At 38.9% G+C, this 19,937-nt stretch carries 22 protein-coding genes and 1 riboswitch; of the genes, 6 read left to right on the top strand and 16 right to left on the bottom strand.

What is annotated here, in order from left to right:
- Nucleotides 1-30: 30 nt before the first annotated feature.
- The 9 genes from thiD to MMB68_RS24165 form a co-directional block, all read right to left on the bottom strand.
- Nucleotides 31-840, bottom strand: a complete 810-nt coding sequence (gene thiD, locus MMB68_RS24205; protein ID WP_269871625.1) for a bifunctional hydroxymethylpyrimidine kinase/phosphomethylpyrimidine kinase — start codon at nucleotides 838-840, stop codon at nucleotides 31-33.
- Nucleotides 841-862: 22 nt separating this feature from the next.
- Nucleotides 863-1,882 carry a thiazole biosynthesis adenylyltransferase ThiF gene (locus tag MMB68_RS24200; RefSeq protein ID WP_221785162.1) on the bottom strand — a complete coding sequence of 340 codons (1,020 nt, stop codon included), beginning with the start codon at nucleotides 1,880-1,882 and terminating at the stop codon, nucleotides 863-865.
- Entirely contained in the window at nucleotides 1,879-2,646 is a 768-nt protein-coding gene (locus MMB68_RS24195) for a thiazole synthase (RefSeq protein WP_013055283.1), read from the bottom strand. The genes MMB68_RS24200 and MMB68_RS24195 overlap by 4 nt, the downstream gene beginning before the upstream one ends.
- A 5-nt stretch (nucleotides 2,647-2,651) precedes the next feature.
- Nucleotides 2,652-2,855, bottom strand: coding sequence for a sulfur carrier protein ThiS (thiS, locus tag MMB68_RS24190; RefSeq protein ID WP_028410259.1), 204 nt, complete (start codon nucleotides 2,853-2,855; stop codon nucleotides 2,652-2,654).
- Nucleotides 2,852-3,979, bottom strand: coding sequence for a glycine oxidase ThiO (gene thiO / locus MMB68_RS24185; RefSeq protein ID WP_221785163.1), 1,128 nt, complete (start codon nucleotides 3,977-3,979; stop codon nucleotides 2,852-2,854). Before thiO ends, thiS begins: the two co-directional genes overlap by 4 nt.
- Nucleotides 3,963-4,586, bottom strand: a complete 624-nt coding sequence (locus MMB68_RS24180) for a thiamine phosphate synthase (RefSeq protein ID WP_221785207.1) — start codon at nucleotides 4,584-4,586, stop codon at nucleotides 3,963-3,965. The genes thiO and MMB68_RS24180 overlap by 17 nt, the downstream gene beginning before the upstream one ends.
- Before the next feature lie 121 nt (nucleotides 4,587-4,707).
- A riboswitch (TPP riboswitch) is annotated at nucleotides 4,708-4,809 on the bottom strand.
- Between the two features lie 158 nt (nucleotides 4,810-4,967).
- Nucleotides 4,968-5,183, bottom strand: a complete 216-nt coding sequence (locus MMB68_RS24175; RefSeq protein ID WP_013055279.1) for a hypothetical protein — start codon at nucleotides 5,181-5,183, stop codon at nucleotides 4,968-4,970.
- A 47-nt stretch (nucleotides 5,184-5,230) separates the two neighbouring features.
- Complete coding sequence (gene crcB / locus MMB68_RS24170) at nucleotides 5,231-5,620, bottom strand: fluoride efflux transporter CrcB (protein WP_269871626.1); 390 nt, start codon at nucleotides 5,618-5,620, stop codon at nucleotides 5,231-5,233.
- Nucleotides 5,621-6,019, bottom strand: a complete 399-nt coding sequence (locus MMB68_RS24165) for a fluoride efflux transporter FluC (RefSeq protein ID WP_269871627.1) — start codon at nucleotides 6,017-6,019, stop codon at nucleotides 5,621-5,623.
- 341 nt (nucleotides 6,020-6,360) lie between these two features.
- Here MMB68_RS24165 and MMB68_RS24160 point away from each other — a divergent pair, with 341 nt between their 5' ends.
- From MMB68_RS24160 to MMB68_RS24150, 3 genes are read left to right on the top strand one after another with little or no spacing between them, the layout of a single operon-like run.
- Nucleotides 6,361-7,182, top strand: coding sequence for an amino acid ABC transporter substrate-binding protein (locus MMB68_RS24160; protein WP_269871628.1), 822 nt, complete (start codon nucleotides 6,361-6,363; stop codon nucleotides 7,180-7,182).
- Nucleotides 7,166-7,870 carry an amino acid ABC transporter permease gene (locus MMB68_RS24155; protein WP_277549447.1) on the top strand — a complete coding sequence of 235 codons (705 nt, stop codon included), beginning with the start codon at nucleotides 7,166-7,168 and terminating at the stop codon, nucleotides 7,868-7,870. The genes MMB68_RS24160 and MMB68_RS24155 overlap by 17 nt, the downstream gene beginning before the upstream one ends.
- Nucleotides 7,871-7,900: 30 nt before the next feature.
- Nucleotides 7,901-8,635 carry an amino acid ABC transporter ATP-binding protein gene (locus MMB68_RS24150; protein WP_221785164.1) on the top strand — a complete coding sequence of 245 codons (735 nt, stop codon included), beginning with the start codon at nucleotides 7,901-7,903 and terminating at the stop codon, nucleotides 8,633-8,635.
- 33 nt (nucleotides 8,636-8,668) lie between these two features.
- Here the strand turns inward: MMB68_RS24150 and MMB68_RS24145 are convergent, their stop codons facing one another.
- Entirely contained in the window at nucleotides 8,669-9,613 is a 945-nt protein-coding gene (locus tag MMB68_RS24145) for a nucleoside hydrolase (RefSeq protein WP_221785165.1), read from the bottom strand.
- A gap of 179 nt (nucleotides 9,614-9,792) precedes the next feature.
- On the opposite strand from MMB68_RS24145, the gene MMB68_RS24140 reads away from it, so the two are divergent.
- Entirely contained in the window at nucleotides 9,793-10,788 is a 996-nt protein-coding gene (locus MMB68_RS24140) for an NADPH:quinone oxidoreductase family protein (RefSeq protein WP_221785166.1), read from the top strand.
- 52 nt (nucleotides 10,789-10,840) lie between these two features.
- Here MMB68_RS24140 and MMB68_RS24135 read toward each other — a convergent pair whose 3' ends face one another.
- The 3 genes from MMB68_RS24135 to MMB68_RS24125 form a co-directional block, all read right to left on the bottom strand.
- Nucleotides 10,841-11,272, bottom strand: coding sequence for an Rrf2 family transcriptional regulator (locus MMB68_RS24135; protein WP_013081642.1), 432 nt, complete (start codon nucleotides 11,270-11,272; stop codon nucleotides 10,841-10,843).
- Between the two features lie 66 nt (nucleotides 11,273-11,338).
- Nucleotides 11,339-11,668 carry an antibiotic biosynthesis monooxygenase family protein gene (locus MMB68_RS24130; protein WP_264408858.1) on the bottom strand — a complete coding sequence of 110 codons (330 nt, stop codon included), beginning with the start codon at nucleotides 11,666-11,668 and terminating at the stop codon, nucleotides 11,339-11,341.
- Between the two features lie 126 nt (nucleotides 11,669-11,794).
- Nucleotides 11,795-13,204 (bottom strand): SpoVR family protein, encoded by a 1,410-nt coding sequence (locus MMB68_RS24125; protein WP_013055269.1) that lies wholly within the window; start codon nucleotides 13,202-13,204, stop codon nucleotides 11,795-11,797.
- Between the two features lie 321 nt (nucleotides 13,205-13,525).
- Here MMB68_RS24125 and MMB68_RS24120 point away from each other — a divergent pair, with 321 nt between their 5' ends.
- Both MMB68_RS24120 and MMB68_RS24115 read left to right on the top strand, forming a co-directional pair.
- Nucleotides 13,526-13,777, top strand: a complete 252-nt coding sequence (locus MMB68_RS24120; protein ID WP_013055267.1) for a YhdB family protein — start codon at nucleotides 13,526-13,528, stop codon at nucleotides 13,775-13,777.
- A gap of 210 nt (nucleotides 13,778-13,987) precedes the next feature.
- Nucleotides 13,988-14,596, top strand: a complete 609-nt coding sequence (locus tag MMB68_RS24115; RefSeq protein WP_221785170.1) for a biotin transporter BioY — start codon at nucleotides 13,988-13,990, stop codon at nucleotides 14,594-14,596.
- A gap of 34 nt (nucleotides 14,597-14,630) precedes the next feature.
- On the opposite strand, the gene MMB68_RS24110 is transcribed toward MMB68_RS24115, so the two are convergent.
- The 3 genes from MMB68_RS24110 to glpK all read right to left on the bottom strand — a co-directional run bounded on the left by MMB68_RS24110 (nucleotide 14,631) and on the right by glpK (nucleotide 19,907).
- Nucleotides 14,631-16,385 carry a phospho-sugar mutase gene (locus MMB68_RS24110; RefSeq protein WP_221785171.1) on the bottom strand — a complete coding sequence of 585 codons (1,755 nt, stop codon included), beginning with the start codon at nucleotides 16,383-16,385 and terminating at the stop codon, nucleotides 14,631-14,633.
- Between the two features lie 165 nt (nucleotides 16,386-16,550).
- Complete coding sequence (locus tag MMB68_RS24105) at nucleotides 16,551-18,230, bottom strand: glycerol-3-phosphate dehydrogenase/oxidase (RefSeq protein ID WP_269871629.1); 1,680 nt, start codon at nucleotides 18,228-18,230, stop codon at nucleotides 16,551-16,553.
- A gap of 186 nt (nucleotides 18,231-18,416) precedes the next feature.
- On the bottom strand, nucleotides 18,417-19,907 hold the full coding sequence (glpK, locus tag MMB68_RS24100; protein WP_269871630.1) for a glycerol kinase GlpK: 1,491 nt from the start codon (nucleotides 19,905-19,907) through the stop codon (nucleotides 18,417-18,419).
- Nucleotides 19,908-19,937: the final 30 nt, after the last annotated feature.

Raw genomic sequence — 19,937 nt, 5'->3', positions numbered from 1 at the left:
AAAACGTGCCTAGATTGTAGGCACGTTTTTTTATATGTTTGAACGAAAGTATTTTCTATACGCCCAGTGATTAGTAGGACCGTGTCCGGAACCAATTTCAAGCGTATGCTTAATCGCATAGTGAACAAAATCCGAGGCGGTTTGAACTGCTTCAACCACGCTTTTGCCTTTCGCTAGTTCAGCCGTGACGCAAGCAGCAAACGTGCATCCCGTTCCGTGTGTATGCTTTGTATCCATCTTTTCATGCTTAATTTTAACGTACGTATGACCATCATACACTAAATCAATCATCTCTTGATGTGTTTGATCGTGTCCGCCTTTAATCACTACATGTTTTACACCTAGCGCATGCATCTGTTTTGCTGCTTCTTTTCGGTCTTCAATCGTGTGAATTTCTTTGCCTGTGATGACTTTTGCCTCAGGTATGTTCGGCGTAATGACTTCACAAAGAGGCAATAATTCTTTTAGAGCCTGTACGGCTTCTCTTTGAAGAAGAGACTGACCGCCTTTTGCAATCATAACGGGATCAACTACAACATTTTGCAGTCCGTACTGTTTGATTTTACGAGCCACTGCGTAAATAATATCAGCACTGAACAACATACCTGTCTTCACTGCATTAGGAAATAAGTCAGTGGCAATTGAATCTAACTGCGTTTCAACTGCTTCTACTTCTAAAGGATAAACTCCTTGAACGCCAACTGTATTTTGTGCAGTCACAGCTGTAATAACAGACATGCCAAAAACGTCACGCTCTTGAAATGTTTTTAAATCAGCTTGAATGCCTGCTCCTCCACCGCTGTCTGATCCAGCAATGGTTAATGCTTTTGGTACTGTCATGCTTGAAACCTCCATCTCTTTCTTACCCAATATACCGATGATAAAGTGACTTTGCTTCTACTATATCATTTGTTCCATGGACAAAGACGCGCCCATCTTGAAACATAACTAAACGGTAATCATCTACATAAAAAGAAAGCAGATACGGATTTTGTTCAATTTTATATCCTTTTTCTTTTAATCGTTCACCTAAAGACTGCAGCGGCTGCTTAGCTGATTTGCCCGGACGGATTTGTACCGTGTTTCTTCCGCATAGCACAGCTGTTTTCGTTTGATTTTCATATTGTAAAAAGGGATACGTTTGTTCACCGCCGCATGAGCGGCAAGCAGATTTGCGAAACACGTTCACATTGATGCTCGTATACTCATTTTTCCATACGTCAAACGAAACAAGTTCCCTCCTGAGCGCATTCCAGTCTCCGACTAATATTTTTAACACTTCTGTTACTTGATGAGCGACTACCATTTGTACAGCAGGACTAATAATCCCCACTGTATCACATGTCAACCCTCCAAGCGGTACAGATTCAAGCAAACAGGATAAACACGGTGTTTCACTTGGTATGATAGTATAACTAATTCCATAACTTCCTACACAAGCTCCGTAAATCCAAGGAATATCATATTTTTGTGATAAATCATTCATTACAAGGCGTGTGTCAAAATTATCGGTCGCATCAATCATAACATCTACCCCCTCAACAAGCTGTTCTAAAACTTGAGGGGTACCGTCTGCTACGTGCGCTTCTACTTTTACATCATGATTAATATCGTGAAGCCTTTTTTTAGCAGCAATTGCTTTTGGAATTCTTTTATCAGCATCTTTTTCACTATATAATTGCTGACGCTGAAGGTTGCTCCACTCTACATAGTCCCGGTCAATGAGCGTTATTTTCTTTACCCCCGCTCGCGCAAGGGCCTCGGCGTTCCCTGTTCCAAGAGCACCTGCTCCTACAATCAGAACATGCTTTTCTTGAATTAGCTGCTGTCCGCCTTTTCCAATAGGTTGAAACAGTTCTTGGCGGGAATAACGATTAATCAACCGATACTCATCCCTTCTGTTGGACTGCTTGCCGTGGCATATTGTTTCTTTTCAATACGTCCTGCTTCAAATGCTGCTCTTCCTGCCTCAATCGCTAGCTTCATAGCACGAGCCATTTTCACAGGATCTTTTGCTCCTGAAACAGCTGTATTTAATAACACACCATCTGCTCCTAGCTCCATAGCTTGAGCTGCGTCTGAAGCCGTTCCAATACCTGCATCTACAATTACTGGAACAGTTGATTGTTCAATGATAAAACGCATGTTCAACGGATTGATAATACCTTGACCTGAACCGATAGGCGAAGCTCCTGGCATAATGGCATGTACGCCTAACTCCTCTAAACGACGCGCAAGTAAAACATCATCTGATGTGTAAGGTAAAACGGTAAAGCCCTCTTTTAACAGTTCTTCACTAGCTTTTAATGTTTCAACTGGATCAGGAAGAAGCGTCTTATCACATCCAATTACTTCTACTTTCACCATGTCACAAAGTCCAGAAGCCTTTGCTAATTTAGCAATACGTACGGCCTCTTCTGCATTTTTTGCTCCAGCAGTGTTAGGCAAAAGAGTGAAACGCTTCACATCAAGCGCTTCTAGTAAATTAGGCTGATTTTGATCAAAAATATCCATTCGTCTAACAGCAAATGTTAAAATTTCTGTTTCCGACTCTTCTACCGCTTGACGCTGAGTCGTAAAGTCCGGAAATTTTCCTGTTCCTAATAATAAACGTGAATTAAATGTATATTGTCCAATTTTTAACATACTCTTCATCCTCCTCCTACAAATGAAACGACTTCTAACGCATCTCCATCTTTTAAACTTGCATCACTATGTTCTTCTTTTTGTAAAATATTCTTGTTTAGCTCAACAATTACCACTCGTTCGTGCAGGTTCTGAGCCTGCAACAAGTGCTGAACCGTTTCAATTTCATCTCCAACAGTAACGGTCTTACCATTAATGATTAGATTCAATGAACTCCCTCCATTACTCTAGTTAGCTGAAATGATGTAAAAAATGAATGATTCGGCTTTTTCCCTAACAAAGCATCAGCCATAATTTTTCCAGTTGCAGCACTTAATAAAATACCGTTTCGGTAGTGGCCAAACGCCATGTGTAGATTCGCTATTTCAGGATGCTCTCCTAAATAAGGCCAGCCATCATTTGTTTGTGGACGAAGACCTGCCCATGCTTTTTCAAATGTGGCTTCTTTAATAGCCGGCAGAAGCGCAGAAGCTTTATTCAGCAAAAATTGAATACCTTGTGCAGAAACCGTCTTGGTAAAGTCATGCTTTAGCTTAGTTGCCCCTATTACGATTCTTCCACCAGTCTTTGGCACTAAGTAAAAACCTTCATCTAAAAAAATCGTTTTAGAAAGCAGCGGCTTATGACTTTGCAGAGCAATACACTCCCCTTTTACAGGAAACACCTGACCTAAATGTTCAGAAGAAATAAAGCGTTTAGCCCATGAGCCTGCTGCAATAACTACTTTTTCTCCATAAAAAGAGCCTTTGGACGTCTGTATACCTTTTACTGTTTCATTTTCCATAATAAGAGAATGAACGTCACAGTATTCAAATACATCTGCTCCGTGATACAAGGCTCCATGAGCAAGAGCTTGCGTTAACTTAGCTGGAGCTAGCTGGCCGTCCCCCGGTATTGTAATGGCTCCGTATATGTCTGGAGAGAGCCCGGGTTCTAACAAACGCGCTTCTTTTACATCGATCCATCTTACATGTTCATCCCACCGGTGGTGCTGAGCGGCTTTTTTCTTTAATACGTGTGCATCTTCTTCTGTTACAGCGACTTTTAATAAGCCTTTTTGAATGAGCTCTACGTCGATGGCCGTTTTTTCTTTTAGTTCCTTCACCAGCTCAGGAAACATGCTTCGGCTCTTAATAGCAAGGTCTAAAAGAGGACCTTCTTCATCAATTTCAGCTTGGGCACCTAAAATACCAGCGGCTGCACTTGAAGCTTCACAACCAATTTGATTGCGCTCAAGAATGGCCACTGATGCTCCTTGTTTTGACAAATGATAAGCGATAGAAGAGCTGATTATGCCTCCTCCGACTAACAGTACATCATAATGCTGCTTCATTTTCTCCACCTCCAGATGTCCATATATGAGAATATTGTTTAATCGCTTCAAGGGGATTTTGCGCAAGCATGGCACCAGACATCACAGCTATACCGTGTGCTCCTGTTTGCAGTACCTCTTTGGCATTTCCAGGTGTAATCCCACCAATCGCAATAACTGGTATCTCCACAGCGTCTACTACTTCTTTTAGCGCTGCTATCCCTCGACTTTTTAATCCTTTTTTTGAATGAGTTGAATAAATATGTCCGTATAGAATATAATGAGCGCCATCTTTTTCAGCTTCTAGAGCTTCTTCCACAGAGTGAACTGATTTTCCGACAATAAGAGAAGGAAATGCGTCTCTAACACACGAAACATCTAAACTATGATAGGCAAGCTGTACGCCTTTTGCTTTTAAAGCATGCGCTACATCAACTCGGTCATTTACAATAATTTTAGAGAGACAAAATGGCAGGCTTTCTAGCAAACATTGAATCTGCTTTGCCGTTTTCTTTTTTTCTCTAATATGAATGGCACCCGCAAAAGGCTCAATAGCCGTTAAAATGTCTCGAACCTCTTCAATTGGCTGCTTATCTGTTGTAATGACATGAAATTTAGGAATATCCATATGATCGAAACCTTTCCTTTCAGAATAAAGAGAAATTTCAATCACTTCATCTTGTGTAGAGGGCTTTATTACATACAAAAAACCACTCTACAACGTAGAGTGGTTAGCATGTATCGTTATGTAAACATGATCGCCACTTCCCTACGCTGGTACAAACCAGATCAGGTTCAAAGGGTCCGAAATACATTCGTCTCAGCTTCAAAAAGCTCCCCTAGTGATTGCTATTTATTGATTTTGTTTTTGCACTTAAAATTATAACACAACTAGATGTAAATACAATATCTCTTTATGCTCTTACGGCTCTCTTCCTTTTATAGATGTATCTTTTAAGCTTCTTTACTAAGAGGCCCGGCGCACCACATCATTCTGCTTTTTATATGGTTAGTAATCGGTATAGTCGTCAAATTCTTCTTTGTCTTTTTCCTTTTTCCGATCCCATATAAACAGCAGGAGTAACATAATAAAAGTTAGAATATAAAAACCGTAAAAAATAAATGCCGCCACAACATTTATAAATAAAAATAAAAAACCGATGATCTGACCTGCAACAGCTACAATCAACAAAATGTATTTCCAAACTTCTGCTTTTCTATCCATTCTCTACTTCTCCGTCTTTTTGTTTTTCCCTACTAGAAACGTTCTCTTTACTTAAATAAAAACGTTCCTGCCAGTAAACCGACTGTAAATAAACCAACTGTTCCAAATGCTGAAATCCCCACGTACGCCAACATTTTCCGATAAGATTTTTCTCGAATTAACTGCACGGTTTCCACACTAAACGTTGAAAAAGTGGTAAAAGCCCCGAAAAAACCAATGCCGATCATTAGAAATATTGAATCATTATAAGCATGACTCGGAACCTTTCCATAATAACTACCGTAAAAAAGACCAAGGCCAAACGCACCAAGCAAGTTAACAAACAGCATTGATACTGGAAAAGGAGGATTTGAAACTGTTTTTGTAACCTTTAATCCCAAAAGATAACGGCATATGCCTCCAGCTGCCCCCCCAAGTGCCAAGCTCACTATGCTCATTTACTTCACCTCATGTACTTTTACTAAATTTTTCCCTGCCGCTTCACCGCATAGATAGCCTGCTAAGGCAAGAAGGATTCCACCTACTAAAGAGACAATGACATAAATGGCTCCCCAAAATAAATGGTGCTGTGTGAGGGAAATGACGTCTCCTGCAAACGTTGAATACGTGGTAAAACCGCCGCATAAGCCCACGCCTAGTCCAAGCTTGATCCATTCCTTTGGCTGTTTCCATGCAAAAAATCCCGTTAATAGTCCTAATATGAAGCTACCTAATAGGTTTTCAATTACTGTTCCTATTGGATACCCCGTATATAATAAGGAAAGATTTAGAAAATAACGTGCATATGTACCAGCGATAGCACCAAAAGCAATTGAGATTAAGTTTATGGCTTTCATCATATCGCTCCGTTTCATAAATTCTTCTTTAAGTGTACCATAAGGAATTTATTTCTACCTTAACATTTAACTATATGTTTATTGCACCAAAAGTCATGAAAAAATGAAAGAGAAAATCGTCGCATGAAACTTCCTTTTTCCTCCTCAAATCTCCCTTAAAAATCCACTTAATCCAAATTTTAAAATCTTTCTGTATCCTTATGACAAACCGTGTATAGAAGGTATATTTCCCTTATTTTAAGTCACATTAATCGTATAAGTTTTTTTTGTTGACTTTTGCTGTGTTCTTGTTTAGTATCACAGAGTATCATTTCCTATCAGAATACTAGGGGGTTTAGAAAATGAAGAAATTTGCTGCACTTTTGTCGCTACTATTAGCTTTCACAGTTGTGCTTGCCGCATGCGGTTCTAGCTCAAAAAATGAAGCAAACAATGGAGACAATAAATCTTCACAAGAAGATTTATATAATAAAGTGAAAAAAGATGGCGTATTAACAATTGGAACTGAAGGTACATACCCTCCGTTCACTTTTCATGATGACAAACAAAAGCTAACTGGGTTTGATGTAGAATTGGCTCAAGAAGTAGCTAAACGCCTTGGCGTAAAAGCTGAGTTCAAAGAAACACAGTGGGATGGCATGTTTGCTGGATTAGATGCTAGACGATTTGACATGATTGCTAATGAAGTTGGTATTCGTGAAGATCGTCAAAAGAAATACGATTTCTCTGATCCATACATCCAGTCAGGCGCTGTATTAATTGTTCGTAAAGACGAAAAAGATATCAAATCATTTAAAGATTTAAAAGGAAAAAAATCAGCGCAGTCATTAACAAGTAACTATAAAGACATGGCTCAATCTTATGGTGCAAACATTACGAGTGCTGAAGGTTTTGCTCAAGCAGTAGAACTAATGAGCGCAAACCGTGTTGATGCTACAATCAACGATAAATTATCGTTCCTTGACTATAAGAAAAAGCACCCTAACGCACCTATCAAAATCGCGGATGAAAAATCCGATGGTGCTGCAAGCGGCTTTATGTTTAGAAAAGACAGCGGTAAGTTAGTGGATGAAGTAAACAAAGCATTGAAAGATATGAAAAAAGACGGAACATACGCAAAAATTTCTAAGAAATGGTTTGGCGAAGATGTTTCTCCTAAATAATATTTTTCCTGATGGAGAGCGATTGAATCAATTGATTTCAATCGCTCAATCATCTCTCTTACCAATGCTAAAGGGAGCTATTCAATATTCTATTCCACTAACATTAATCACGTTTGTACTCGGTATCATTTTAGCTGTCTTAACAGCCTTGGCTCGTTTATCATCTATAAAAGTTTTAAATATAATTGCGCGCATCTATGTATCGATTATTCGAGGTACACCGCTGCTTGTGCAATTATTTATTATTTTCTACGGCTTACCCAATTTAGATATAACAATTGACCCATTTATCTCTGCTATTATTGGATTTTCATTAAGTGTAGGTGCGTATGCATCTGAAATTATTCGAGCAGCGATTCAATCTATTCCTAAAGGACAGTGGGAAGCTGGCTACTCACTTGGTATGACCTATTCCCAAGCGTTAAGACGGATTATTTTACCGCAAGCAGCACGTGTATCGATTCCGCCATTATCTAACTCTTTTATTAGCCTTATTAAAGATACGTCACTTGCATCGCTTATTCTTGTTTCTGAGATGTTCCGTAAAGCTCAAGAAATTGCTTCGACTAACTATGAATTTTTACTTCTTTATAGTGAAGCAGCGCTCTTGTACTGGATTATGTGTACAATCTTATCCATTATCCAAGAACGCATTGAAATAAGACTAGATCGTTACGTATCTAAATAACCGTTTCGAGTAGCTAAAGGAGTTTTTCATATGATTAATATCAAAAATTTGCATAAATCATTCGGTGATTTGCAAGTATTAAAAGGGATTGATTTGGAAGTTGAACAGGGCAAGGTAATTGTATTAATCGGTCCTTCTGGATCGGGTAAAACTACTTTTTTACGTTGCTTAAATCTTTTAGAAATCCCAACAGACGGCACGATTGAACTTGATAAAAAAAGCATGAATTTTACCAAGCCTGTTCGCAAAAAAGACATTACCTCATTTCGAAGTCTAACAGGTATGGTCTTTCAAAACTATAACTTGTTTCCTCATAAAAATGCGCTTGAAAATGTTATGGAAGGGCCTGTAATTGTAAAAGGTGTTCCTACTCAAGAAGCAGAAAAAAGAGGGAAAGAATTATTAACACGAGTTGGCTTAGGAGATAAGCTTGACTTTTATCCTTTCCAGCTGTCTGGCGGACAACAACAGCGTGTTGGCATCGCCAGAGCAATGGCGATGGACCCAAAAGTTATGCTGTTTGATGAGCCTACTTCAGCTCTTGATCCTGAGCTTGTAGGAGACGTTCTTCAAGCCATGAAAGACTTGGCAAAAGAAGGAATGACGATGGTGGTGGTAACTCACGAAATGCGCTTTGCCCGTGAAGTAGCGGATGAAGTTATTTTTATGGATCAAGGTGTCATTATGGAAAGAGGGACACCGGATCAAATATTTTCAAATCCTCAACAAGAGCGGACACGTCAATTCTTGAATATGATTCATTAAAAAGGTTGCACACTTTCATGTGCAACCTTTTCTTTATTTGGCTACTGCTTTTTTCATCAAATCTGTAATGTACGTAAAGAATGCTTCAGCTGTGACATCATATACGACATCTACAGGTCGTCCCTCTTCGGAAATTTCTGTTCTTCCTTGGCTCGGTGTTTCTGTATGCACAATACTCGAAACGGTTTTTACCTTCACAAGTGTTGAATTCCCTGTAAATGCTGTTGTGAGTACATCCCACAAATAATATGTTGAATTGGTTTCAACGTGTACAAGCGGCGGGCAAGCCGCATAGCACTGCCCTACAAAGTCTACTCCTTCATATCTTCGAAGTGAAGCCCACATTTGACGAATAGCGGGCGTTAAGGGAACTTGATTCGTGCTTTCTAAAGCAACCATCTCAACTTTAATTTTGCTTTTCCATACTTTCGCTACTGCTTCTGGATCCCAAAAAGCATTCCACTCCGCCGTTCCATCATGTTCAGGTTCCTGCACATTTCCTACTTCTTGAAATGTACCGCCCATCCACACTAATTTATCAATTTTCTCTTCTATTTCCGGCGCTTTTTCAAGTGCTCTTGCTAAATCAGTTAACGGTCCTGTAAATAATAAAGTCGTTTTCCCGGCTGTGTGCTGCAATGTTTCAATTAAATGATCGTGAGCAGGCAGCTGACTTATTTTTGTTTGCACTTTCCCTTTTTCATTTAAAATCGGCAGCGCATCCACATAAAACGTATGCATGCGCCATTCTTTTGGAAATGGGTTCATACCTCGTGAAGTAGATTTGGCTACCTCGATATCATAAATTCCAAAACGATCAATAATTTTTTGGCTTGCGCTGATGCCCGGTTCTAGGTATCCGTCAGCAGGAATAACAGATACCCCCGTTACCTTTACATCATCCATTTGCAGCAGTAAAAAAAGCGATACTAAATCATCAATGCCTGCATCATGGTTAAAATATATGTTTGTACTCATTTCTCTTCTCCTCTTTTCTATGTATTGCTAACTAATAGCTATACCGCTATTTTATAATGAAATAATCCCTTTCGTAATGAAAGTATTGGGAACTTCTTTTACTATTTTCTATAATGGGTATAGAAATAAGGTAATCTATGTATAGATATATACATCTCATTATAGAAAGGAGAAATAAAATGGAGCAATCATTTTCAGCATTAATAGTAGATAAAAAAAGTGAAGAGCAAGTGGAGGCGTCCGTCCAAGAACTGACGCTAAACGATTTGCCAGAAGGCGATGTACTTATTCGCGTTCATTATTCAGGGGTGAATTATAAAGATAGCTTAGCCAGCATCGCAAACGGCAATATTGTGACAAGCTACCCATTTGTCCCAGGAATCGACCTAGCAGGAGTTGTTGTATCTTCTGACAGCCCTGATTTTAAAGAAGGTGATCGTGTCATTGCAACAAGCTATGACATTGGCGTATCACACTTTGGAGGCTATAGTGAGTATGCGCGCATACGCAGCGAATGGATTGTCCCTCTTCCTCAAAATTTAACGTTAAAAGAAGCAATGATTATCGGAACAGCTGGCTTTACAGCTGCTTTATCTGTGCATCGCTTAGAGGAAAACCATGCTAGTCCATCTAATGGCTCTGTGCTTGTAACAGGCGCTACGGGAGGTGTAGGAAGCTTTGCGGTTGCCATTCTTTCAAAATTAGGCTACACAGTGGAAGCAAGTACGGGAAAAAGCTCGGAAGCAGCTTATTTGAAAGAGCTTGGCGCTTCCTCTATTGTAGCGCGTGAAGATGTTTATAACGGCAAATTAAAAGCATTAGGCAAGCAAAAATGGGCCGCTGCGGTGGATCCCGTGGGCGGAGAGCCTCTAGCTTCTGTTCTCAGTCAAATTCAGTACGGAGGCTCTGTAGCTGTCAGCGGGCTAACAGCTGGAGGTAAAGTGCCAACAACCGTCTTTCCCTTCATTTTAAGAGGGATTAATTTATTAGGTATCGATTCTGTTTACTGTCCAATGCCTACTCGAAAAGAGATTTGGAATAGACTCGCTAATGACTTTAAGCCTGAAAGCTTCGAACCTTTCATTCAGCAGGAAATTTCACTACAACAGCTCCCTGAGGTACTTCCGACTTTATTAAAAGGACAAGCTCGAGGACGAACAATTGTGAAGCTATAAAAAAATGGAGAAACCTAGGTTTCTCCATTTTTTTACGAACAGAAGCATGTTATTACGCATCTATTTTTGCTATTAAATCCGTCACTAATTCTTTCATCGTCACATCGGCTAAGACTTGTTCCATAGCATCTTGAGAACGTTTTAAAATCAATTCAAGAACACTTTGAATATTGGCTCCTACAGGACACTCCACATTCGGATTTTCATGCATTTGAAACAATTCTCCTTCTTCCACTGCCGCCACCGCTCGATAAACGTCTAACAACGTTATCTCTTCTAAATCTTTCAATAGATACGCTCCGCCAGCTCCGGCTTTTACACCCACGAGTCCAGCTTTCTTTAACATCCCAATTACTCGTCTTATAACAACAGGATTTGTATTTACACTGCTAGCAATCCACTCTGAAGTACTAGGGTGACTGCTATCTACTTTAATTAAAGATAGTATGTGAACGGCCACGGTGAATCGACTGCTAATTTTCATTGCTCTCACTCCTATTTTGTTGTAATCATTATAGTTACAACATTTATGAAAGTCAAGCATGCTTTTTTAGCAAAGAATGTCCTCTTCTACCGCCTCATAAAAACGCAGCGTTTTCTTGATTTCCATAGCTTCAGAAAATGCTTTCGTTTTCTTTTTATTCGCTTCTTTATGTTCGTTCACATGTTCTTCTCTTGAGATCCACGCTTGAAAGAACTGCTTATCTTCCCACTTGGATACAAAGACATATTCAACTTTATCTGCGGAATCTTTTTTCCAGCATTCGAACGATAAATTTCCTTTGGCTGCCTCAATTTCTGTTTTGTTTTTCTTAGCTTTTTGCTTGAGCTGTTCTTCAAATTTCTTTTCTGTTTCAAAACTTGCGTTTACAACAAACATCTTATCTTCCTTTCTAAATGAAAATAATTCTCATTTAATTATCGCATGCTCATTTTATTTTTTCAATTTATACGGATAACAAGTTACAGAAGTACAAAAAGACCGCTGTTTAAGCGGTCTTCTTTTTTACAAATGTTTTCTATGCACTGTTTTTCCATCATACGTAAAGGCGATTGGCTTGCCTTCCATTACCGTTTCTAGATGAACGGGGCGGCCCCAAAGCTGATGAACGTACGGTACCACTTTTTCTAAGTATTTGACATCTAATTCAATTCCTTCATACCAGTGTTTTAAATAGAGCTCTCCATTTTTTAAATAGTCTCCATTGGTTACTGTGATGTAAGGAAATCCGCCGTTTACGCGCATATTAACAAGCTGATCTCTAACTTCTGTCCACTCTTTGTCGACGATTTTATAATCTTTTCCTTGTTTTTGGAATAAGTACATATCCTCCCGCATGACTAAATCTTTTGTTAAGTAATTGCGGATAAAGGAAATATCTGATTCAACTTCACGTACCTCAAACATCTTCTCTCTTCCTGATCCGGGCTCGACGCCCCTGCGAATCATATCTTCTGTTGGATTATTGTAGCGTTCTTCAATGTCTTCAAAGATTTTTAATCCTAAATAATATGGATTAATTCCCGTCTTAGACGGCTGCACAACCCCTGCATTTAGCTTGGCGAATTCTATCGCTTCATCACTCGTTAAGTCCATTTCTCGAATAATGCGCTGATGCCAGAAAGAAGCCCAGCCTTCATTCATAATTTTTGTTTCAAGCTGCGGCCAGAAATAAAGCATTTCTTCTCGCATCATCGTTAAAATATCCCGCTGCCAATCCTCTAGATAAGGACTGTATTCTTCGATAAATAATAAGATGTCTTTTTCAGGCTGAGGCGGAAATTTTTTAAAAGATTTTGGAGGTTTTGGTTTTTTCTTTTCTTTATAATCCAAATTCCATAAATCATCGTAAGGAGAAATGATTTCTTCTTCCGATGATTCTACATCATCTATGCTCCAAGAAAGCTTGGCACGCATAAGAGACGGATCAATATGTTCCTGAATCGATAGGACAGCATCCAAAAACTTTTCTACTTCACGCTTACCGTGCTTTACTTCGTATTCTTTAATTCGATCAGCGGTCGCTGCCATACTTTCTACCATATCCCGTTTAGTGTTGGCAAAACGGCTGTTATTTTTAAAGAAGTCACAGTGGGCTAACACGTGAGCTACAATTAATTTATTTTGAATAAGCGCATTGGAATCCAATAAAAATGCATAACAAGGATCTGAATTGATAACTAATTCATAAATTTTACTCAATCCAAGATCGTAGTGTAATTTCATTTTGTAAAATTGTTTTCCAAAGCTCCAATGTGAAAAACGAGTTGGCATCCCATATGCACCAAACGTATAAATAATATCTGCCGGGCAAATTTCATAGCGCATCGGATAAAAATCTAAGCCGAAACCGCTAGCTATTTCCGTAATTTCATCAATCGCACGGTATAATTGCTTATAATCTGCTTCTTTCACGACAGCTCCCCCTTTCACTCCTTACTTCAATCTATGTACAAACATGTCAATTCATGTGTTTTCATCAAAAAGAAGCTTTATTTTTTCAAGAAAAGGGGATTTTTACTTAGTTGTCTTAAATAATGGATGTAATATAACTGTTACGCTGCATCATTCTTTGCTCTTCTTATCATTTATCCGGTGCTGTACGTTTATTCTTCTTGCATAATGACTACAACCTCTTTTAATTATGCACTGGTCTTTTGCCCAACATTTACAGCGTAAGAATTCCTGCAAATATCATACACTAATTTCAACTCCTCAAAAGGAGGAACGTTATTAATGGATGTAATTGATTATGATCGAGCTTTATATTACACACACCGTTCACAATGGGATAACTTATTAATTTTAATGGTTCGAACAGACGACGATTTTCTTTCAAAAAAGATTGAACATTTTTTGCACGCCTACAATTTTGAACGAAACTACCGCATCATTCAAGAAGAGCTCTATTCTTTACTACGCTACATTGATCATGCAACGGAATATTCGGAGCACAACCCGGAGCTTCTGGAAGAATCATTGTACTAGTATTTTTGATACACACACTTGGACAAAGAAGGGATGAATTCCCTTCTTTATTTTTTTATGTTGCACTAAAAATATGCATACTTTATTTCAAAAAGCATCAAATAATATATGTAAACATATTTATTTTTACCGTTGACATAAAAGTGAATTCGACGTACAATCTTCAGTACATACGCTAAGATATTTCAGTACATACTGGGAGGAACATATATGAGTACTAAAAGGTTTCGCACATTAGATTTAACATTAGCCGGTATGTTTGCAGCTCTTATGGCTATTGGTGCAAATATTACTTCTTGGGCACCTTTTTTACAAGTAGGCGGCGTGCCTCTTTCGCTTCAGCCTTTTTTTGTTATATTAGCAGGACTTTTACTTGGGAGTCGAATGGGTTCTATTTCAATGATTGTATACGTATTAATTGGCATTGCCGGCGCTCCGGTATTTGCTCAATTTAAAGCAGGAATTAGTATTTTATTTGGAAGCACCGGCGGCTTTTTGCTTTCTTATATTGTCGCTGCATTTATCACAGGAAAAATTATGGAAATGCGCGGCAAGCCGACTTTTTCTATCTTTTTAATTTCATCGCTAGTTGGTATTGCAGTTATTTATTTAATTGGTACTACGTATATGTATGTAGCGGTTAATTACTGGCTTGAAGCTCCTGCAATGACATATGCAGCCGCTTGGAAGATTATGTCGTGGTTTGCGGTAAAGGATCTTATTTTTACTGTTCTTGGGGCTATGCTTGCTCCGAGAATTTATAAAGCCCTACGATCTTCTTCGTACTTGTCAAATACGCAATCAAATAAAGTATCATAAAAGAAGCCTGCTCAAGTTTGAGCAGGCTTTACTTTTATACCGTTTTCACTTTATCTAATACACGTTCTACTTCACCCATTACAGCTGTTTGTACAGCTTCTAAATGGGCAATGCTCGTCGCTTCATCTTCTGACACGACGCCAAAATAGAACTTCACCTTTGGCTCTGTACCAGACGGACGAAGGCAGAACCAAGAACCGTCTTCTAAGATATATTTTAATACATTTGATTTTGGTAATGTAATTTCTTCTACTTTTCCTGCTTTAATATGCTGACGCTCACTTAATGTATAATCCTCTACAACCGAAACATTTAATCCTGCAATATTCGTAGGAGGCTCATTTCTAAATGTAGCTAAAATATGCTTAATTTGCTCAGATCCTTCTTTTCCTTTAAGCGTTAAAGATTTCAGACCTTCACGATAGAAACCATATTTAGTGAACACTTGCTGAAGTGCTTCATATAGCGTCATGCCCTGCTTTTTATAATAAGCACAAGCTTCTACTGCTAGAATGGCTGCTTGTACAGCATCTTTGTCACGAGCAAAGTCACCAATTAAATAGCCGTAGCTTTCTTCATAACCGAATTGGAATGTATACTCGCCCGTTTGCTCATATTGCTTAATTTTTTCACCGATAAATTTAAAACCTGTTAGAGTGTCAACAACTTGCAGTCCAAATGAACGAGCAATTTGTGCGCCGATTTCTGACGTTACAATCGTTTTTAACACAACGCCATTAGCAGGCAGCACGCCTTTTTCTTTCTTTTGAGAAAGCAAATAGTGAAGCAATAAAGCACCCGTTTGGTTTCCTGTTAATAACGCATATTCGCCGCTTGGATCTTTGACAGCAATTCCCAAACGGTCTGCATCTGGATCCGTTGCGATTAAGATATCTGCATCAATTTCTTTTCCTTTACGAACAGCATATTCAAATGCAGCCGGTTCTTCAGGATTCGGAGATTTAACCGTCGAGAAATTTGGATCAGGAAGTTCTTGTTCTTCAATAACCGTGACATTTTCGTAACCGATGGATTGAAGCGCGTTGCGAACTGGCTTATTAGCTGTACCATGTAGAGGTGTAAAAACCACTTTTAAGTCTTTACCTGTTTCAGAAGCTAGCTCTGGATTAATTAAAATCGTTTTTAGTTTCTCATTGTATGCTTCGTCAATCGCTGAACCAATCATTTCAATAAGACCTTTTTCTTTTAGCTCCGCTTCAGATTGAACAGCTAATGTAAGTTCATTTTCCACAGCATTTACAAAGCCAACTAGTTCATCAGCTTCTTTTGGCGGCAGCTGACCACCGTCTGGACCATATACTTTGTATCCATTATATTCAGGAGGATTGTGGCTTGCTGTAATAACAATACCTCCAAATGCGTTTAACTCACGCACTGCAAATGAAAGTTCAGGTGTTGGTCTTAGCTCTTCAAATACATATGTTTTAATTCCGTGACTTGCTAATGTTTTTGCTGCTTCCATTGCAAATTCAGGGGATTTGTGGCGAGAATCATATGCAATGACTACTCCTTGGTTAATAGCTTCTTCGCCAGCTTGTTTAATGTACTCAGCAAAGCCTTCAGAAGCTTTTCGGATTGTATACGTATTCATACGGTTTGTACCCGCTCCAATTTCCCCACGCATTCCGCCTGTTCCAAATTCCAATGTTTTGTAAAAACTATCTTCTAATTGTTTTTCATCACCTTTGATTGCGTCTAAATTTTGACGTAATTCAGGATCTAAATTTGGATGATTAACCCAAGATGTATACGTTTCTTTCCAACTCATAAAAAAAAGCCCCCTTATATAAATGTAAATATGTATGAAAAGAGAAAAACGAGTAATCGTCTTTCTCTTTTTTTAACAGTCATATTATATTTCTTCGTCAAAATTTGACTTCCTGCTATTATATTATGGCTGTATTGACAAATTTTGAGGTACTTTTTTATTTTATCATGAAATACCTGTCATACGGTTAACTTTTTCATCTACTGGTACAACTGCGTCATGAAGGTGCTGTTCTAATTCATCCGTATAAGCTTTTGTTTGCTCAGGCGTCCACTTTAACTCTTCGGCCATATGAGCAATCACTTGTTTTTTCCAGCTTCTTACCCAGTTGATATCAAAGAATAAAGCGCCCGTACGTCGAATGAAGAAGTCCACTGGTTTTGAAACCATTTCTTCTTCGATGCCATATTGAATTTGCAGAAATACACTAGCTGGAAGGTCGCTGTTTTTTAGCTGATCCGGACGTTCAATCATGTAGCGGTATACTTTATCTACGTTTGAGCCATAGCGTTTTACAAGCTTTTCAGCAGCGTCACGTGATAACCCTAGTTTGATGCCTTCTTTGACTTTTTGCTCTACAAACGTTGGGAATCCACCTGAACCTCCTACATTACCTCCAGAAATCGGTAAATGTTTAGTTTGACAGCTTTCAAATTCGCGTCCTTCTGCTTTAAAATCTTCAGCTACGCGATTTACGACAATTTCAGCCATTTTACGGTACCCAGTTAATTTCCCTCCAGCGATCGTAATTAAACCTGATTCCGATGTCCAGATTTCATCTTTACGCGAGATTTCAGAAGGGTCTTTTCCTTGTTCGTGAATAAGTGGACGAACACCAGCCCAGCTTGATTCCACATCGTCTACTGTAATATCAACCGTTGGGAACATATAGTTAATCGCATCAATAACATATTGACGGTCTTTTACAGTCATACGCGGATGTCTAGCGTCTTCTTTATAGACCGTGTCTGTTGTGCCCACATATGTTTTTCCATCACGCGGAATTGCAAACACCATACGTCCATCAGGTGTATCAAAATAAATGGCTTGTTTTAACGGAAAGCGCTCTTGATCAATAACTAAGTGAATTCCTTTTGTTAATTGAAGCTGCTTGCCTTTTTTTGAATTATCTTTTTCACGCAGCGTGTCCACCCATGGACCTGCAGCGTTGACGATTTTTTTCGCATAGATATTATATTCTTTATTCGTAAGCTGATCAAGAACAACAGCCCCTACTACTTTTCCTTTATCATAAATGAAGTTTTCCACTTTTGTGTAATTGACTAAATCTGCTCCTTTTGCGGCAGCTTCTTTAGCTACTTCAATTGTTAAACGTGCATCATCTGTTTTATATTCAACGTAGTAACCGCCGCCTTTTAAGTCTTTAGATTTCACCAATGGCTCGCGGCTAAGCGTTTCTTGTGCACTAAACATTTTGCGGCGCTCTGAGCGTTTTACACCAGCTAAGAAATCATATACGCGCAGTCCGATTGAAGTTGAGAATTTACCGAATGTTCCACCCGTATGGAAAGGTAACAGCATCCACTCCGGAGTCGTTACATGAGGGCCATTTTCATATACAATGGCACGTTCTTTACCAACTTCGGCTACCATTTTAACTTCAAACTGTTTTAAATAGCGTAGACCGCCGTGAACAAGCTTCGTTGAACGACTAGATGTTCCTGCTGCGAAATCCTGCATTTCAACTAATGCCGTTTTCATGCCTCGATGAGTTGCGTCAAGGGCAATCCCTGAACCAGTAATTCCCCCACCAATTACTAGTAAATCATATTGATTTTGTGTCATGTCTACCAATTTATTCGAACGTGTTTGACTTGAAAACATACGTCATTCCCCTTTCATTTTTCAAAGATATCAAAATTTTCCAATATACAAAAAGAGAGACCACAAATCACATATATAGTATGCCTACATATGGATCTGTGGTCTCTCCGATTCTCCAACCAATTTATTAACTTGAGTAAATTATATCATACATGCACTTTTAATTAAAGGATTTTCATCAAATAATTACTTAAAAGCCATTGTTGCATGCACGGCTTTTTTCCAGCCGCTATATAATTCTTCACGCTTTTCTTCTTCCATATTTGGTTCGAAAGATTTTTCCATATTCCACTGCTGCGCAATTTCATCGCAATCTTTCCAGTAGCCAACCGCTAGACCCGCTAAATATGCTGCCCCAAGAGCCGTTGTTTCATTCACTTGAGGACGCTCAACCGGAACGTCTAACACATCACTTTGGAACTGCATTAAGAAATTATTCTTAACTGCTCCTCCGTCTACACGCAATGTTTTTAATGTAATTCCGGAGTCCGCTTCCATCGCGCTTAATACGTCTCTTGTTTGATAAGCTAGTGATTCAAGCGTTGCACGAATGAAGTGTTCTTTTTTTGTACCGCGAGTCAATCCAAACATCGCTCCACGTACATCGCTATCCCAATATGGCGTTCCAAGTCCTACGAAAGCTGGCACAATATATACGCCGTCTGTAGACTCTACTCGTGTTGCATAGTTTTCAGTTTCAGCCGCATTTTTAAACATTCTTAAACCGTCGCGAAGCCACTGAATAGCAGATCCTGCTACAAAAATACTGCCTTCAAGCGCATATTCTACCTTACCGTTAATCCCCCATGCTAATGTAGTTAACAAACCGTGATCGGACTTAACTGCTTTTTCACCCGTATTCATTAACATGAAGCAACCTGTTCCATACGTGTTCTTCGCCATTCCTTTTTCATAGCACGCTTGTCCAAATAAAGCGGCCTGCTGATCTCCTGCTGCTCCCGCAATTGGAATACTCTGACCGAAGAAGTGATAATCTACTGTATGAGCGTATACTTCAGAAGAAGGCTTTACTTCTGGAAGCATAGATTTCGGTACTTCTAAAATATCTAGCAGTTCATCATCCCATTTTAAATCGTAGATATTGAACATAAGCGTACGGGATGCGTTTGAGTAATCCGTTACATGCGCTTTTCCACCTGATAACTTCCAAATTAACCATGTATCGATTGTTCCGAATAACAATTCACCGTTTTCCGCTTTTTCTCGTGCACCTTCTACGTTATCTAAAATCCACTTTACTTTTGTTCCAGAGAAGTATGCATCAATTAATAATCCCGTTTTGTCGCGGAACGTATCGTTTAATCCTTTTGCTTTTAACTCTTCACAAATGCCAGACGTTTGTCGAGACTGCCATACGATTGCATTGTATACTGGCTTTCCTGTTGCTTTTTCCCATACTACTGCTGTTTCACGCTGATTGGTAATTCCAATTCCTTCAATTTGATCAGCATGAACACCTGACTCAGATAGACAAGATGCAATAACAGCAAGGATAGAACCCCAAATTTCACTAGCATTATGCTCTACCCAACCTGGTTTTGGGAAGTACTGCGTAAACTCTTTTTGAGCTACATGTACAACTTCACCTTTTTTATTAAATAACATTGCTCGTGAGCTTGTTGTTCCTTGGTCTAAAGATAAAATAAATTTTTCCATATCAATATCCCCTATTCTCTGTATAGTGTC

This window comes from Priestia sp. Y58, assembly GCF_029522095.1.
GTDB lineage: Bacteria > Bacillota > Bacilli > Bacillales > Bacillaceae_H > Priestia > Priestia megaterium_E.
This window is presented reverse-complemented; position numbering and strand designations above follow the sequence as displayed.

Excerpts from the sequence above, each read along its gene's own strand:
- thiD (WP_269871625.1), bottom strand. The coding sequence starts at position 840 with ATGACAGTACCAAAAGCATTAACCATTGCTGGATCAGACAGCGGTGGA.
- MMB68_RS24195 (WP_013055283.1), bottom strand. The coding sequence starts at position 2,646 with ATGTTAAAAATTGGACAATATACATTTAATTCACGTTTATTATTAGGA.
- thiO (WP_221785163.1), bottom strand. The coding sequence starts at position 3,979 with ATGAAGCAGCATTATGATGTACTGTTAGTCGGAGGAGGCATAATCAGC.
- MMB68_RS24180 (WP_221785207.1), bottom strand. The coding sequence starts at position 4,586 with ATGGATATTCCTAAATTTCATGTCATTACAACAGATAAGCAGCCAATT.
- MMB68_RS24175 (WP_013055279.1), bottom strand. The coding sequence starts at position 5,183 with ATGGATAGAAAAGCAGAAGTTTGGAAATACATTTTGTTGATTGTAGCT.
- crcB (WP_269871626.1), bottom strand. The coding sequence starts at position 5,620 with ATGAGCATAGTGAGCTTGGCACTTGGGGGGGCAGCTGGAGGCATATGC.
- MMB68_RS24165 (WP_269871627.1), bottom strand. The coding sequence starts at position 6,019 with ATGAAAGCCATAAACTTAATCTCAATTGCTTTTGGTGCTATCGCTGGT.
- MMB68_RS24160 (WP_269871628.1), top strand. The coding sequence starts at position 6,361 with ATGAAGAAATTTGCTGCACTTTTGTCGCTACTATTAGCTTTCACAGTT.
- MMB68_RS24155 (WP_277549447.1), top strand. The coding sequence starts at position 7,166 with ATGTTTCTCCTAAATAATATTTTTCCTGATGGAGAGCGATTGAATCAA.
- MMB68_RS24150 (WP_221785164.1), top strand. The coding sequence starts at position 7,901 with ATGATTAATATCAAAAATTTGCATAAATCATTCGGTGATTTGCAAGTA.
- MMB68_RS24145 (WP_221785165.1), bottom strand. The coding sequence starts at position 9,613 with ATGAGTACAAACATATATTTTAACCATGATGCAGGCATTGATGATTTA.
- MMB68_RS24140 (WP_221785166.1), top strand. The coding sequence starts at position 9,793 with ATGGAGCAATCATTTTCAGCATTAATAGTAGATAAAAAAAGTGAAGAG.
- MMB68_RS24135 (WP_013081642.1), bottom strand. The coding sequence starts at position 11,272 with ATGAAAATTAGCAGTCGATTCACCGTGGCCGTTCACATACTATCTTTA.
- MMB68_RS24130 (WP_264408858.1), bottom strand. The coding sequence starts at position 11,668 with ATGTTTGTTGTAAACGCAAGTTTTGAAACAGAAAAGAAATTTGAAGAA.
- MMB68_RS24120 (WP_013055267.1), top strand. The coding sequence starts at position 13,526 with ATGGATGTAATTGATTATGATCGAGCTTTATATTACACACACCGTTCA.
- MMB68_RS24115 (WP_221785170.1), top strand. The coding sequence starts at position 13,988 with ATGAGTACTAAAAGGTTTCGCACATTAGATTTAACATTAGCCGGTATG.
- MMB68_RS24110 (WP_221785171.1), bottom strand. The coding sequence starts at position 16,385 with ATGAGTTGGAAAGAAACGTATACATCTTGGGTTAATCATCCAAATTTA.
- MMB68_RS24105 (WP_269871629.1), bottom strand. The coding sequence starts at position 18,230 with ATGTTTTCAAGTCAAACACGTTCGAATAAATTGGTAGACATGACACAA.
- glpK (WP_269871630.1), bottom strand. The coding sequence starts at position 19,907 with ATGGAAAAATTTATTTTATCTTTAGACCAAGGAACAACAAGCTCACGA.